Genomic DNA, 14,620 nt, shown 5'->3' on the forward strand with positions numbered 1-14,620 from the left:
GTTGCCGCCAGCGCCACCGGCTCACACTGCGCTCAAGCTTCGTTCTCCAGCAGGTCGCGGAGGGCGTCGAGGGCGGCGATCTCCTCCTCGAACGTCTTGCCCACGACCGGGCCGAGGAAGCGCGACAGCCCGCTCGGCTGCCACGCCAGCTTCAGCGTCAGCCGGGTCCCGCCGCCGTCGGCCGGGGTGAGCGTGTATTCGCCCTGGGTGCGTACGACGCTGCCGGTTGCCTGGAACGCCAGACGTCGACCCGGCTCGAACCCGGTCACCTCGTAGTCGGCCGGGATGCGGCTCCCACCGGGGCCCTTGAGTCCCTGTTTGTAGCGAGCGCCGACCCCCTCGCCGGAGACGCGCGCGACGTCGAGCACGTTGGGACGCCAGCGGGCGTCGTTCTCGCCGCGGGCGAGAAAGGCGAAGACGTCCTCAGGGGTCCGTCCGATCTGCACAGTCTTCTCTGCCGAGGGCACAAGAAACCTTTCTCAGGGGTCAGGGAACGATCTTCATCTGTGCCATCATCCCACTCGCGGAGTGGTCGATCATGTGGCAATGGTAGACATATCGGCCAAGGTACGGCCCGAATGTCGCCTGGAGTCGGACCGTCTCGCCCGGTCCCACCGCGATGGTGTCCTTCACCCCGGCCTCGCCCGGCGCCGGCGGCTGACCGTTGCGGTCCAGCACCCGGAACTGGACCAGGTGGGGGTGGAAGTTGTGCGGGATGCCGAAGAGCGTGTCGCCGTTCGTCACCGTCCACACCTCGGTCGTGTTGCGTTTGATCTCGGTGTCCACCCGTCCGGCGTCGAACTGCTGCCCGTTGATGAGGAACTGGCCGGTCGACGGGTTGAAGTTGAGCGTGAATGCCCGCTCCTTCGTGGCCGCCGGCAGCGCGGGGATGGTGCTCAGCCGGTCGGGCACCCGACTGGCGTCGGCGGTGGCCCGGTTGACGTCGAAGCGCAGCACCGGCCCGGCCACCGCGTCGTCGAGGAAGATCTGGCTGCCGACCGGGAACGCGCCGAAGTCGACGACGATCTCGATCCGCTCGCCGGGCGTCAGGCTCCACGAGCGGATCGGCGTCGGTCCGGCGAGCAGCCCGCCGTCACTCGCGATCTGGGCGACCTCGGCGTCGTTGCCGAGCCGCAGGGTGAAAGTGCGGAGGTTGGACGCGTTGGCGAAGCGCAGCCGGTACTTGCGGGCGGCCACCGGGAAGTAGGGCTGCGGCTTGCCGTTGACCAGGATCGTGTTGCGGAACTGGAAGTCGTCGTGTTCGAAGACCAGGCTCGCGTCGTCGGCGAACCGCGCGTCGCGCAACATGATCGGGATGTCGTGGTTGCCGCTGGGCAGCCGCAGTTCGGCCTGGGCTGGGTCGTCGATCAGGTAGAAGCCGGCGAGCCCGCGGAACACGTGCTCGGCCTCCATGTGATGGGCATGGTCGTGGTACCAGAGCGTGGCCGCCCGCTGCTTGTTCGGATAGCTGTAGATCCGGCTCTTACCCGGGTCCAGCACGTCGGTCGGGAACCCGTCGCTGCTCGACGGTGTGTGGCCTCCGTGCACGTGCACCGCGGTCGGCATGTCGAGGTGGTTGCTGTGGGCGATGACCGCGAGCCGGCCCGTCTTCACCCGGAACGTCGGGCCGGGAAAGAGCCCGTCATAGGTCAACACCTCGGTACGCGTCCCGGGCAGGATCTCCACTTGAGCCTTACGGGTGGAAACGACGTAGAAGTCGGTGTTGGCTACCGAGGCGATCGGCTGCTGCACGGGAGGTATCGGCATCCGGACAGCGAACGGGGCGGTGACGGCCGCGACGTGTGCCGTCTTTCCGTGGCCGGTGTGGGCGCCGTGGGCCGGTGTCGCGGACGGGGTGGACCCGCGGGCTGCTGCCGCCGCGGTGGTCGTGACCAGCGCGGCTGCTCCCGCGGTGGCGCCTGCCTTCATGACGTTGCGTCTGCTCACCATTGGTCGCTCCACTCCTGGTGGTCGAGGTCTCGGGTGAACTGTCGGGGAGGCCCCTCGACGCGTCGTCGAAAACTGGTCGCGGCCAAATATGGATTTCACCTTAAGTTTTGGTGTGACTACCAAAAGCTAAGCTTCGATGCTTCCAACGACGCGCGGTGAGACCGTAGACTCGTGCGAGTAGTCGGCCGTGACAACTCGTAGAAGGCCGATCCGATCTGAGTGCTTTTGTCGCCCACGACGGGGGGAGTCGGCGACACGGCGGGCAGCCGGCGCTGGGGAGAGCCGTTCGTGCCCGCACCTGGGGAGCAATAGGGCACACACCGGGGGATCCGCAATGGTTGTTGGAAACGATGCGCTGCGGAGGACCGCTGCCGAGGTTCTCGAACGCAGGCATCAACCGATTCTTGCCGCCTACCGTCAACGTCTTGCCGCTGCGAGTGACGACTTCGAAGGGGCCGCTGGCCTGATCGACAACTACACGGCGCAGGCCGAGGTCCTGCTCCGGGACACGGCGGCCGAGATTCGCCGTGAGGCGACCGACCCGCTGTCGACACCGCCGCCGGCAGTGTCCACCGAGGACGTCGAGCTGCACCCACGCGAGTGCTTTCGCGCTGTCGTCGCGCTGGCCGACATCGTGTTGGCCGACGCGCTGGAGCAGTTGGCCGGCCAGCCCGACGAGGGCGCGATCCTGGCGCTGGTCGCCGACGCGCTCACCCGTACGACACTGACCCGGCTGGTCGACGCGAGTTCACGCTATGCCGCCGGCCTGATGAACGAGGTCCACCAGGCGCAGATCGCCGAGCGTTCCTTGATCGCGCGCGAGCTGCACGACCGGCTGGGCCACAGCCTCAGCGCGGCGTACCGCAACCTGGAGGCCCACGAGCTCGCCCAGGAGCGACGCCACGACGACGTGGACCGCCGGGTGGTCATCGCCCGGGAGTCGCTCCACGACGCGGTCGGCTATCTGCGTGTGCTCATCGCCGACCTCCGGCTCTCTCAGCCGCTCGGGTCACTCGACGAGGCGCTGGCCAACTTCCTGTCGACTGTCGAGACGGGCGAGACCCGTCTGCACACCGAGATCAACGGCGACGAGTCGTGGGTGCCGCCCGAGGTGCTCGACGAGGTGTTCCTGGTCGTCCGCGAAGCGTTGCGCAACGCGGTGGCCCATGCCGGCGCTCGGGTGATCCACGCGGTCATCGACATCACCCCGCACGAGCTGCGGGCGACCGTCGCCGACGACGGGGTGGGCTTCGACCTCGCGGCGGTGCGCGACGGCTCCGGCCTGCGGGCGATGGCTGAGCGCGCGGCCGTCGTCGGCGGTCGTCTCGCCGTGCGCGCGTCGGGCCACCAGGGCGCTTCGGTCGAGCTCGTCGTGCCGCTGCTGGCCGTCGGGGCGGGGGCCGGCCGGTGACCGTCACGATGATCGAGCCGACCCGCATCGTGCTTGTCGACGACCATGTGGTGGTGCGCGACGGCCTCCGGGAGATCCTCGACGCCCAGCGTGACCTCGTTGTCGTCGGCGAGGCCGGCGACAGCGGCGCCGCGATCAACGAGATCCGAATCCGCCAGCCCGACATCGTGCTGCTCGACGTGCAGATCCCCGGCGACGGGGTGACCACCACGGTCCGCCGGATCCGGGACGTCGCGCCGTCGAGCCGGGTCATCATCCTCAGCATGTTCGACGGTCCGACGCTGTTGCGTGAGTTGTTGACCCTTGGCATCTGCGGCTACCTGCTGAAGAACTCGACGCGTCAGGAGTTGGTGGCGGCGATCCGCAGCGCCCGCGCCGATGACGCGCCGGTGATGCTGGCGGTGTCGCGGGAGAGCCTGACCCAGGTGCAGGGGCCGGTGCACAGCACGCTGTCGGACCGTGAGCGCGAGGTCCTGCAGTTGGTCGGTCAGGCGATGAGCAACGCCCAGATCGCCGGCCGGCTCTGCCTGTCGGAGGCGACGGTCAAACGCCACCTGCGCAACATCTTCGCCAAACTCGGCGCGGTGTCCCGGATCGACGCTGTCAACAGGGCCATAGCGGCCTCGCTGATCGTCCTGCCGAGGCTCTGCGATCCGACGTTTCACGGATAGCAGGCTGGTCAAGGATTGCTCTGGGTAACTTGCCCGCAAACGGGCACTCGTGTTGGACTAATGCCGTGAATAGCACTCGCCTGTTCGTACTCGGAGCGCTCGCGCGTGGGGGCCCCATGCATGGGCACCAGATCCGCCGGGCGGCGCAGGTCGACCGTACCGAGCTGTGGAGCGACGTCAAACCGGGCTCGCTCTACGGCGCGCTGCACCGAATGCAGGTCGAGGGCGTCATCGAGGCGGTCCGGACCGAGCAGGAGGGCAACCGGCCCGCCCGCACGATCTACGCGCTCACCTCGGCGGGCGCGGCCGAGCTGATCGACCACCGCGACGAGGCGTTGCGTGACACCAAGCTCCGTCACGACCCGGTCGACCTGGCCCTGCAGAACGTGATCGACCTCGGAGAAGACGCGCTGCGCGCCATCATCGTGGCGCGCCGGAAGGCACTCGCCGAGCAGCTCGACTCGTGGCTCGCGCTCCGAGAGCTGGCGGCACCGCACATCCGTGGTCTGGAGTGGACGACCTTCCGTCATACCGAGCTCCGACTCCGTACCGAGCTCGCCTGGCACGACGAGCTGCTCGACCAGTTGCCCAAGCTGATGGCCAACCAACCGACCTCGATGACGACTTCCTGACGGTGCCAGCCCCGACCCCGGTGGCATCTCCGGGGCCGGGGCTGGCGGCATGTCACTGAGCGGGCTCGGGCTGGGTGGTCACGTTCCAATCGGGCTTGCTCGCCTCGGCCCAGGGCTCTTCGGGCCGGCGGGGCAGCAGGTAGACGAGAAGGAACGTGAGGATCACGCCGATCAGGACGGCGCCGACGGTCCACTGGACCGCCCGGTTGAAGTTGGTCTCCAGCGCCGACGTGGCGGCGTTGTCGAAGGCCGCGCCCACCGGACCCGGTGCCGAGTCCGCGCAGCCCGGCGGCGTGGCCGTCGGATCCGACGCGCGCGACTGGCGGATGAAACAGTCGGCGAAGGTGGTCGTCGCCGCGCTCGCCTCGGCCGGCGGTAGGCCGGCCGCCACGAGCGATGCCTGGAGCTCCGGGCTCGCCTTCTCGGCGGCCGTCCCCGAGTAGGAGCCGAGCGTTCCGAAGAGGACAACGCCGGCCACCGCGACGCCGATCGCCTGGCCGAGACGCTGGGCGGTGCCGAGCACACCGCTGGCCGCACCCGCGTCCTGCCAGGGCACGCCGGCCAGCACGATCTCGACGCTCGGCGCGATCACCAGGCCCGAGCCGAAGCCGGCGAAGAGCAAGGCAGGCAGTAGCTCCAGGCCGGAACCCCACCAGTGGATCGTGGCGATGATGCCCACCATGCCGACGATCACGATGCCCGCGCCGAGCATCAGGACGCCACGACCGAGCGCCCGGGCGACGTTGTCGGAGATGGCCGCGCCGACCAGTGTGCCGAACGAGAACGGCAGCAGGATCAGGCCCGTCGTCAGGGCGGATTTCTCCAGGCCGATCTGCAGGTGCAGCGAGAGCGCGAAGAGCAGGCCGATGAAGCCCGCGAAGTAGCAGAGACTGATGCCGACGCCGGCGGAGAAGGAGCGGTGCGCGAAGAGGCGCATGCTCACCAGCGGGACCTGGGCGCGTCGGGCGCGGCGCAGCTCCCACACCGCGAAGACGGCCAGCGCGGGCAGCGCCGCTGCCATCGAGACGAACGTCCATGCCGGCCAACCCAGGCGCTGACCCTCGACCAGGGGGACGGCCAGCAGCAGGACGGCGGCCGAGACGAGCAGCATGCCGATCACGTCGAGACCACCGCGGCGGCCGCGTGACTCGGGCACCAGGATCAGCGCGGCGACGAACGTGGCCAGGCCGATCGGCACGTTGAGCAGGAACACCGGCCGCCAGTCCCAGCCGTTGAGGTCCCACGCGATAAGCAGGCCGCCGAGGAGGGGGCCGCTGGCGGTCGCGATGCCGCCGATCGCGCCGTAGATCCCGTACGCCTTGCCGGTCTCCTTCGCCGGGAACGTGGTCTGGATCAGCGCCAGCACCGGCGGGTTGAGGATGCCGGCCATCATGCCCTGCACCACCTGGAACGCGATCAGCTGGCCGGGTGTGTCCGCGAGCGCCGACGCCGCCGACGCGAGTGTGAACCCCGCGACGCCGATGAGGAACAGCTTGCGGTGGCCGAAGCGGTCGCCGATCCGACCGGCGGGGATGAGCAACAGGCCGTAGCCGAGCGCGTAGCCGGCGATGACCCACTCCATGGCCGTGTAGGTCGACTGGAGGTCGCGTTGGATCGGCGCGACAGCCACATTGACGATCGTCGTAGCCAGCAGAATCATGAATGCCCCGGCCAGGATGACGGCCAGGATCAGCCATCGGCGCGGGTTGGGTGGGGCGGCGCTGCGTTCGTCGGTCCAGCTCTCCGTCATCGCGTTCCTCCTGAAGTCGGACGGGGGTCGACAGCGGACCCACCCTCCGACTACACGCCGCCGCGTACGATTAGTCAAGTACGGCTATTTGCGTATGACCTGTACGGCACATGAGGAGGGCCCGGGTCAGCAGCTGACCCGGGCCCGGTGACGCAGAGGTGGCTACGACCAGTCGGAGGAACCCGAACCCCACTCGGAGGAACCGGCGCCCCACGCGGATGTCGCCGGCCACGCCAGGTCGAAGGGGAAGTCGTTGGCGCGAAGCTCCAGCGTGCTCTCCAGCACGGCGTCGGTCAGCCGGTCGACGTCGGCGTCGCTGTGAGCGCCGCCGGCGAAGAACATCGGCATCCCGAGCGTGTAGATGCCGCGCTTGCGCAGCAGCAGCGTGAGGATGAACGTCGCCGGGTTGAGCGCCCGCGAGTAGACCCGGTAGTCGGTGTAGGAGTCTTCCGGAAGGAACTGGAAGCACCCGATGTAGTCGCCGAACCCCACCATGCGCAGCGGGATCCCCTCGGCCGCCCGGAACGCGGCCAGCCGCGCCTGGACCCGGTCGACCTTGGCCCGCAGGTCGGTGTAGTAGGAGGGCCCCTTGTCGCGGAGCAGTTGGAGCGTGGCCAGCGACGCCGCCACCGACAGGTAGTTGCCCGTGTGGCTGCCCTGCAGGCCGGTCTTCTGGCCGAAGTCGGTCCAGGACTGCCCACTGGTCTGCGAGATGTCGAGGATGTCGGCCCGACCGCCGATCGCCGACAGCGGCAGCCCGAGCCCGCTGATCACCTTGCCGTAGGTGACCAGGTCGGTCGGGATGTCGAACTTCTGCGCGGCGCCGCCGAGCCCCGAACGGAACCCCGTCAGCACCTCGTCGAGGATGAACGGCACCCCGAGCCGCCGGGCGGCCACCGCCACCTCGCGGATCATCGGGATCGTCGTCTCCTCGAACGGGAACGACGAGGCGGCCGGCTCGGCCAGGATGCAGGCCAACTCACCCGCGTGGCGTTCGATCAACTCGACGGCGAGCGTTGTGTCGTTGGGCAGGATCAGCAGGTCGCGCGGCTCGGCCGGGGTGACGCCGGCGAACGCCGAGACCAGCGGAATGCCGTCCTTGCCGATCTCCGGGAACGGCACCGCGGGATGCCCGTGGTACCAGGGCGCCGTGTTGTGGACGGCCAGGTCGTGGGACCCGTGCAGGGTGCCCTCGAACTTGGCGACCATCCGCCGCCCGGTGTGGGCACGGCAGAGCCGGATCGCCGACTGGGTGGCGCCCGTGCCCGAGTGTTGGAAGGCGAACTTCTCGTTGTGCGGGACGATCTCCCGCAGCAGCGTCGCCAGCTCCAGCTCCAACGCGTTGGTGTAGCCGTTGCCGGTGCCCTTGCCGAGGTGCTCGCGGACGAAGTCGACCACTGGCGCCGGGTTGTGCCCGTGCAGCGCCTGAGCGCCGTATCCCATGTGGCAGTCGAGGTAGTCGTTGCCGTCGATGTCGGTCAACGTCGATCCGCTGGCGGTGGCCGCGATCACCGGAAATGGCGGTGCCTGGAACGGCCAGAACACGTGCGCGGCGGCGTCGACCGCCCTCAGTTGCTCGACGTGCGCGGCCGAGGCACCCTGGCGCGCGCCGATCTCGCCGAACAGCTCGTAGACCCACTTCTGCTGCATGAGGTCCTGAATGACCTCGATCGCTCCGCGCTCCTGGTGGCTGGCGCCCATCGTGTCCCCTTCGCATGGCGGCCGTGACAGGCGCAGCCTGCGCCCGCCCACTCGAACCCGGCTGGAGAACCGGTCGATCGACGCGGCTTCGAGCCGGTCTCGAGCGCCGTCGTCGAAGCTCGCCGCCATGACGGAAAATCGGGTCAATCTCTACTCGCTGACCGACACGATCACGCCGTGGGCAGTGCGGGCCGCGGCAACGCTCGGCCTCGCCGACCTGATCGCCGCGGGCACCACCACGCTCGACGAGCTCGCCGCGGCGACGAAGGCCAATCCCGACGCGCTGCACCGGCTGCTGCGCTACCTCTCGGTCCGCGGCGTCTTCACGGAAACCGAGCCGCGGGTGTACGCCCTGACGGAAGCCGCCGAGTTCCTCAAGACCGACCACCCCGCCGCCCAACGTCCCTGGCTCGACGTCGACTCGATGGCCGGCCGGATCGAGGGCACGTTCAGCTCGCTGACCCACTCGATCCGCACCGGCGACGCGGCGTACCCCGTGCGTTACGGCATCGAGTTCTGGGACGACCTGGCCACCAACCCCGACCGGGCCACGTCGTTCGGCGCGCTGATGGCCACCCACGCGAGCTACTTCGACCAGGTCGTCCAGGGCTACGACTGGAGCACCGTCAACCACGTCATCGACGTCGGCGGCGGCACCGGCGCCCTGCTCACCGAGATCCTCAAGGCCCAGCCGCACCTGCGCGGCACAGTGGTCGACCTGGCGGGCGTCGTCGAGCAGGGGCGGGCCCGGTTCGAGGCGGCGGGCATCGCCGACCGCGCCGAGGTGGTCAGCGGGAGCATCTTCGACCCGCTCCCGGCCGGCGCCGACGTCTACATCCTGTCGAACGTTCTGCACGACTGGAACGACAGCGCCGCCGAGAAGATCCTCCAGCGGGCGGCGGACGCGATCGGCACCACCGGGAAGGTGCTGATCGTGCAGATCCTCGTGAAGGACGAGAACGACAACTTCCCCGACGACCCGGCCCGGCTGATGTTCATCACCCAGATGGACCTGCGCCTGCTCTCGCTCATGGCGGGCAAGGCGAGGACCTGGCGCGAGTACGCCGAACTGGGCGAGAAGGCCGGGCTCCAGGTGGACGGCAGCACGGTGATCCCCACCGGGCAGACACTGCTCTCGCTCCGCCGCGGCTGAGCCGACGGGCCCCTTGCTGACGGTTTCCGGTTGGGAAGGGGCCCTCGCTAACGGACCGTGCGCGCGTCGTACCGTTGCGGACATGAACCCGGCCATCAGACGAGTCGCGATCGACGCCGTCATCGCGGTCGTCGTCGCGGCCGTCGTGGCGGTGGCGATCCGGGTCGCCGACGAGCCCGGCGCCCGGCCGCCGGACGCGCGCGCCTACGCGATCGGCGCGGTGATCGGGCTGCTGCTGGTCTTCCGGCGCCGCTGGCCGCTGCTGGTGCTCGTCGGCTCGGTCGCCGCGCTGATGATCTACTACGCGCTCGAGTACCCGGGCATCCCGCCCGCCCTCCCGCTGGCCGCCGCCCTCTTCTCCGTCGCGGCCGCCGGCCGGTTCACCTGGGCGCTCGTCGTCGCCGGGTTCTTCGTCGTCCTTGAGCTGATCATGCGGTACACGCTGCTCGGCGAGGGTTTCTTCCCCGCCCTCTCGGCCACCCTCGAGGAGGGCTCGCTGCTCGCGGCAGTGGTGCTGCTCGCCGAGACGATCCGCACCCGCCGGGACCGGCTGGCCGAGGCACAGCAGCGTCTCGCCGTGATGCGCCAGGAGCGTCAACACGAGGTCGCCCAGGAGCGGCTCCGCATCGCCCGCGAGGTCCACGACGTCCTCGGTCACACGATCGCCGCGATCAGTGTGCAGGCGAGCCTCGCCGACGACATCTTCGACAGCAAGCCGGCGGAGGCGCGGGCCGCGCTGCGGAGCATCCGGGGCGCGGCACGTGACGCCATGCACGAGGTCCGCTCGGCGATCGGCATGCTCCGCGACGCCGGGGAGGTGCCCGATCTGGCCCGGGTCTTCGCTGTCGCGGAACAGGCTGGCGTGAAGGTGCGGTCGGGGATCGCCGGCACCCCGCGCCCGATCCCGCCGGAGGTGGCGCTCTCGGTCTACCGGATCGTGCAGGAGTCGATCACCAACACGGTCAAACACGCCGAAGCGACGACAGTCGACGTCACCATCGCCTACGCGGGTGACGCCGTCACCGTGGAGATCGTGGACGACGGGGTCGGGTCCGGGGCGAGCCGGCGGGGGCACGGGGTGGCCGGCATGCGGGAGCGGGCCACGGCCGCTGGCGGGTCGCTCGAGGCCGGGCCCCGACCGCAGGGTGGGGGGTTCCGAGTGGCCGCGCGGCTGCCGGTCGAGGTGGAGGAGACAGCGTGACGATCCGGATGGTGCTGGCGGACGACCAGACACTCGTGCGGGCCGGCTTCCGGGGCCTGCTCGACCACAGCGACGACCTGGAGGTGGTCGGTGAGGCGTCCAACGGCGCCCAGGCCGTCGAGATGGTCGCCGCGACCCGGCCGGACATCGTGCTGATGGACGTGCGAATGCCGGTGCTCGACGGCGTGCGGGCCACTGCCGCGATCGTCGAGCGGTTCCCGGCCGTGCGGGTCATCGTCCTGACCACCTTCGAGCTCGACGAGTACGTCTTCGAGGCGCTGCGCGCCGGCGCGAGCGGGTTCCTGCTCAAGGACATCGAGCCCGACGAACTGCGCCAGGCGGTGCGGGTGGTTGCCGGCGGCGACATGTTGATCTCGCCTCGGGTGACGAGCCGGCTGGTGAGCGCGTTCGTCAGCAAGGTCGCGCCGACGCCTGTCGACGGCGGCCGGCTGGCGGTGTTGACCGACCGCGAGCGCGAGGTGATGAGCCTGGTGGCCAGCGGGCTGACCAACGAGGAGATCGGGCGCCGGCTGTCGATGAGCCCGGCCACGGCCCGTACCCACGTCCACCGAGCCATGGTCAAGCTCCGCGTCCGCGACCGTGCGCAACTCGTCGTCCTCGCCTACCAGACGGGGCTCGTCGCGCCCGGCAACTGACTACGGCCCTTGTTTCGCAGGCGGTGTCGGCTACGGCGATCGCCGTACGCTCCGGCCGTTCCTCAACGGATGCCGTGCGGTGCGCATCCTTCGTATGTTGGCGTCATGTTTGAGGTCGGAGAGAACGCCGATGGGATCCTGGCCGGGGTCCTGTTCCTGATCTGGCTGTCCGCGGCGATCCTCGCCACGCGGCTGGCCTGGCGGCCGACGCCCGAGGCGCTGCGCAAGAGCGCCCGTCGGTTGCTGCGTCTGCTCGTGGCCGCGCTGGTGGTGCTTGTCATCAAGTGCGTCGCGATCGGGCTGATGCTCGCCGTCGACTGGATCTTCGCCGACAACCGCGTGATCGTGCAGATGCCGCTTCTGCTGCTGCCGATGCTGGCCGTCGTCATCTGGACGGTGCCGGGCCTGCGCGCCCTGGCCAACAGAGCCGACGCGCCGGTCGACGTCGAGACGCGCTCCGCCGCCGCCGATCCCCGATTCGTCGTGCCGGTCCAGGTGACGGCGGTGGCGACTGTGGTTGGCGTCTACTTCGCGTACGTGTCCCGTCCGGTTCCGTCCTACCTCGACGACATCGCGACCCACGCCGCGCCGATCCTGCTGTCGGTGCTGGTGCTGTGGTTCTGGCAGGGGCGTCGCCTGCGGGCCGTCACCGCGACCGACTTCGCACGCCGTGGCCGGCGTGCCAGCGCCCTGCGCGCCACCGCTCAGGCCGCCGTCGTGGTGCTGGTCGTCGCCGCCGGCATCACCTACGTGGCCCGGAGCAGCAGGCTGCCCGACCGCATGACCATGACGTCCCACGACAACGTCGACTACGGCGGCGGCCCCTCGTTCGGTCACGGCGGCCACGGCGGGGTCTCCGTCGACGACCTGCGCGGACCGCGGACCGGCAAGCCCAACAAGGCCTTCACGCTGACCGCGAAGAACGCAACGGTACGGCTGTCGTCGGGTGCCGAGATCAAGGCGCTGACGTACAACGGTCAGTCGCCCGGGCCGGAGCTGCGGGTCCGCGAGGGAGACCTCGTCGAGGTGACACTGCACAACGAGATTCCCGACGAGAACGTGACAATCCACTGGCACGGCCTCGACGTTCCCAACGGTGAGGACGGCGTGGCCGGCGCGACGCAGAACGCGGTGGAGCCGGGCGGCAGCTTCACCTACCGGTTCATCGCCGAGCAGGTCGGCACCTTCTGGTACCACACCCACCAGAACCCGCTCGAGGCGATCCGGCGGGGTCTGTTCGGCGCGCTGATCGTCGAGCCGCGCGACGGCCCGCCCCCCGGCGAGCGGGACTTCGTCGTGCAGGCCCACGAGTGGCGTACGCCTGACGACAACATCGTCTCGTTCGGCACGAGTGACACACTGCAACGCCAGGAGGTCGCCCCGGGCACGCCGGTGCGGCTGCGTCTGATCAACACCGACAACAACCCGGCAGGCGACAGTCGTCCGCGGGCCCTGACTGTCAACGGCACGCCGGTGCGGGTGGCGGCGATCGACGGTGTCGACGTCAACGGTCCGACCCCGCTGACCGATCCGCGGTTCGGGTTGGCGACCGGTGGACGCTACGACGTGACGTTCACGATGCCGGCAGGCCCGGTGCGCCTGACCGACCTCGCCAACCGCGACGGCGGGCTGGTCCTGGCGCCACCGGGTGACGCCTCGACGCCGAAGATCGTCGACGACGGTGACCACTTCGACCCGCTCTCGTACGGCTCCGGCGGATCCCGGCCCTTCGACGCCGGCTCGTCGTACGACCGCTCGTTCACCCAGCTCCTCGACGACCGGCTGTCCTTCTACAACGGAGGGCTCCACCTGGTGCCGATCATCAACGGGCACAGCTTCCCCCACACGCCGACGCTCATGGTTCGAATGGACGACGTGGTCAAGGTGCGGATCGTCAACCGCAGCCACCAGAACCACCCGATGCATCTGCACGGCCATCACGCGTTGGTGCTGTCCCGCAACGGGGTCCGCGCGACCGGGTCACCGTGGTGGATCGACAGCCTCGACGTGATCCCCGGTGAGATCTACGAAATCGGCTTCAAGGCGGATAATCCGGGGCTCTGGATGGACCACTGTCACAACCTCGACCACGCGGCCAACGGCATGGTGATGCACCTCGCCTACGAGGGCGTGACATCCCCCTATGAGCTGGGGCGCGGCACTCCCAACCAGCCGGAGTAGGGGGACCTGTCGAGCCTTCCTCCACCGGGCCTCGAGGCAACGCCGGCAGCGTCGTTCGCATCCGAACCCCGCTTGCTGAGGAGAACCCATGCTCGACGCGATGCGACGAACGTTGTCGCTGGCTGTGCCGCTGGTACTGGTGGCCGGCATTGCCGCGCCCGCCACTGCGGCCACCTCGACCACTGGGCGACTGACCGTTGTCGCCCGCAACCTCGACAACCCTCGCGGTGTCGCCATCGACCGGGCCGGCATCGTCTACGTCGCCGAGGCCGGGCTCGGCGGCGACGACGTGTGCATCCCCGGCACGTTCGGCACCAACCTCTGCTACGGCTCGACCGGTGCGATCACGGCGGTCCGTCACGGCTGGCAGAAGCGAGTCGTGACGGGTCTGCCGTCGTTGCGGAGCACCGGCGCCGGCTTCTCCGTCTACGGCGCCCACGACCTGGCCTTCGATCGGCAGGGCAAGCTCCTGGTGGCGATGGGCTACAGCACGGACCCGGTCTCGCGCGACCTGCTCGGTGCGGCCGGGGCCACGATGGGAACCATCCTCCGGGTCGAGGGGAAGCGCCGCTGGTCTGTCGTCGGCGACCTTTCCGCATTCGAGGGGCAGAACAACCCCGACGGGGTGATTCCGGAGAGCCAGCCGTACGCCGTGGTCGCCGACGGGCGCGACGTCTACGCGCTCGACGCGGCCGCCAACGACGTGCTCCGGATCGACCGTCGTGGCGTGGTCACTGCCGAACACGTCTGGCCGCAGGAGCAAGTTCCGGCACCGCCGGAGTGGGGTCTGCCGCCCGGCTCGACGACGCCGATCCAGTTCGTGCCGGTCACCATCACCCGCGGGCCGGACGGCGCTCTCTACATCGGACAGCTGACCGGGCACCCCTTCCCGAACGGCGGCGCCCGGGTGTGGCGGCTGGTGCCCGGGCAGGAGCCGACGATCTTCGCGACCGGCTTCACCAACATCATCGACATCGCCTTCGACAAGCGGGGTCGACTGGTCGTGCTGGAGATCGCGAAGAACGGGCTCAGCTCCGGGGATTCCACTGGTGCGTTGATCCGGGTGGAGCGCGACGGGAGCCACCGGGAGCTGGCGAGCACCGGCCTGGACTCCCCGATGTCGTTCGCCATCGCCTCCGACGGCAGCTTCTACATCGCCAACAAGGGGCTCGGCATCGGCGAGTTGGTTCGTCTGTCCACACGAGACTGACAGAGTCGCGCGGCGATCGTGGCGTTCTTCGTGTCGGGAGGACGCCACGATAGCCGTGGCGTCACACGTCCGCGATACGGTGCCAATCGTGTGCACGCTGGCGG

The 14,620-nt window shown here is 69.6% G+C and carries 12 protein-coding genes; 8 read left to right on the forward strand and 4 right to left on the reverse strand.

Features of this window, described 5'->3' with window-relative positions:
* Positions 1-32 precede the first annotated feature (32 nt).
* On the reverse strand, positions 33-467 hold the full coding sequence (locus AB0B98_RS20460; RefSeq protein ID WP_238671262.1) for an SRPBCC family protein: 435 nt from the start codon (positions 465-467) through the stop codon (positions 33-35).
* A gap of 19 nt (positions 468-486) precedes the next feature.
* On the reverse strand, positions 487-1,950 hold the full coding sequence (locus tag AB0B98_RS20465) for a multicopper oxidase domain-containing protein (protein ID WP_357364534.1): 1,464 nt from the start codon (positions 1,948-1,950) through the stop codon (positions 487-489).
* Between the two features lie 334 nt (positions 1,951-2,284).
* On the opposite strand from AB0B98_RS20465, the gene AB0B98_RS20470 reads away from it, so the two are divergent.
* From AB0B98_RS20470 to AB0B98_RS20480, 3 genes are all read left to right on the forward strand, one after another.
* Positions 2,285-3,361, forward strand: coding sequence for a histidine kinase (locus AB0B98_RS20470; RefSeq protein WP_357364535.1), 1,077 nt, complete (start codon positions 2,285-2,287; stop codon positions 3,359-3,361).
* A complete protein-coding gene (locus AB0B98_RS20475) occupies positions 3,358-4,032 on the forward strand; it encodes a response regulator transcription factor (protein ID WP_238671259.1) in 675 nt (224 codons plus the stop codon). Before AB0B98_RS20470 ends, AB0B98_RS20475 begins: the two co-directional genes overlap by 4 nt.
* 65 nt (positions 4,033-4,097) lie before the next feature.
* Complete coding sequence (locus tag AB0B98_RS20480) at positions 4,098-4,664, forward strand: PadR family transcriptional regulator (protein WP_112581719.1); 567 nt, start codon at positions 4,098-4,100, stop codon at positions 4,662-4,664.
* A 52-nt stretch (positions 4,665-4,716) separates the two neighbouring features.
* Here AB0B98_RS20480 and AB0B98_RS20485 read toward each other — a convergent pair whose 3' ends face one another.
* Positions 4,717-6,414 carry an MFS transporter gene (locus tag AB0B98_RS20485; protein ID WP_357364537.1) on the reverse strand — a complete coding sequence of 566 codons (1,698 nt, stop codon included), beginning with the start codon at positions 6,412-6,414 and terminating at the stop codon, positions 4,717-4,719.
* A gap of 162 nt (positions 6,415-6,576) precedes the next feature.
* Entirely contained in the window at positions 6,577-8,115 is a 1,539-nt protein-coding gene (locus tag AB0B98_RS20490) for an aminotransferase class III-fold pyridoxal phosphate-dependent enzyme (protein ID WP_357364539.1), read from the reverse strand.
* Between the two features lie 127 nt (positions 8,116-8,242).
* Here AB0B98_RS20490 and AB0B98_RS20495 point away from each other — a divergent pair, with 127 nt between their 5' ends.
* From AB0B98_RS20495 to AB0B98_RS20515, 5 genes are all read left to right on the forward strand, one after another.
* On the forward strand, positions 8,243-9,268 hold the full coding sequence (locus tag AB0B98_RS20495) for a methyltransferase (protein ID WP_238671256.1): 1,026 nt from the start codon (positions 8,243-8,245) through the stop codon (positions 9,266-9,268).
* Between the two features lie 82 nt (positions 9,269-9,350).
* The gene (locus tag AB0B98_RS20500; RefSeq protein ID WP_238671255.1) at positions 9,351-10,469 is read left to right on the forward strand and encodes a sensor histidine kinase; all 1,119 of its coding nucleotides are present in this window, start codon (positions 9,351-9,353) and stop codon (positions 10,467-10,469) included.
* Positions 10,466-11,125 (forward strand): response regulator transcription factor, encoded by a 660-nt coding sequence (locus tag AB0B98_RS20505; protein ID WP_238671254.1) that lies wholly within the window; start codon positions 10,466-10,468, stop codon positions 11,123-11,125. The genes AB0B98_RS20500 and AB0B98_RS20505 overlap by 4 nt, the downstream gene beginning before the upstream one ends.
* 105 nt (positions 11,126-11,230) lie before the next feature.
* Positions 11,231-13,306, forward strand: coding sequence for a multicopper oxidase family protein (locus AB0B98_RS20510; RefSeq protein ID WP_238671253.1), 2,076 nt, complete (start codon positions 11,231-11,233; stop codon positions 13,304-13,306).
* Positions 13,307-13,394: 88 nt separating this feature from the next.
* The gene (locus tag AB0B98_RS20515) at positions 13,395-14,516 is read left to right on the forward strand and encodes a ScyD/ScyE family protein (protein WP_238671252.1); all 1,122 of its coding nucleotides are present in this window, start codon (positions 13,395-13,397) and stop codon (positions 14,514-14,516) included.
* Positions 14,517-14,620: the final 104 nt, after the last annotated feature.

Origin of the sequence: Micromonospora sp. NPDC048947, from assembly GCF_040649495.1 — a bacterium.
In the GTDB taxonomy this organism is placed as follows: Bacteria; Actinomycetota; Actinomycetes; order Mycobacteriales; family Micromonosporaceae; genus Micromonospora; species Micromonospora alfalfae.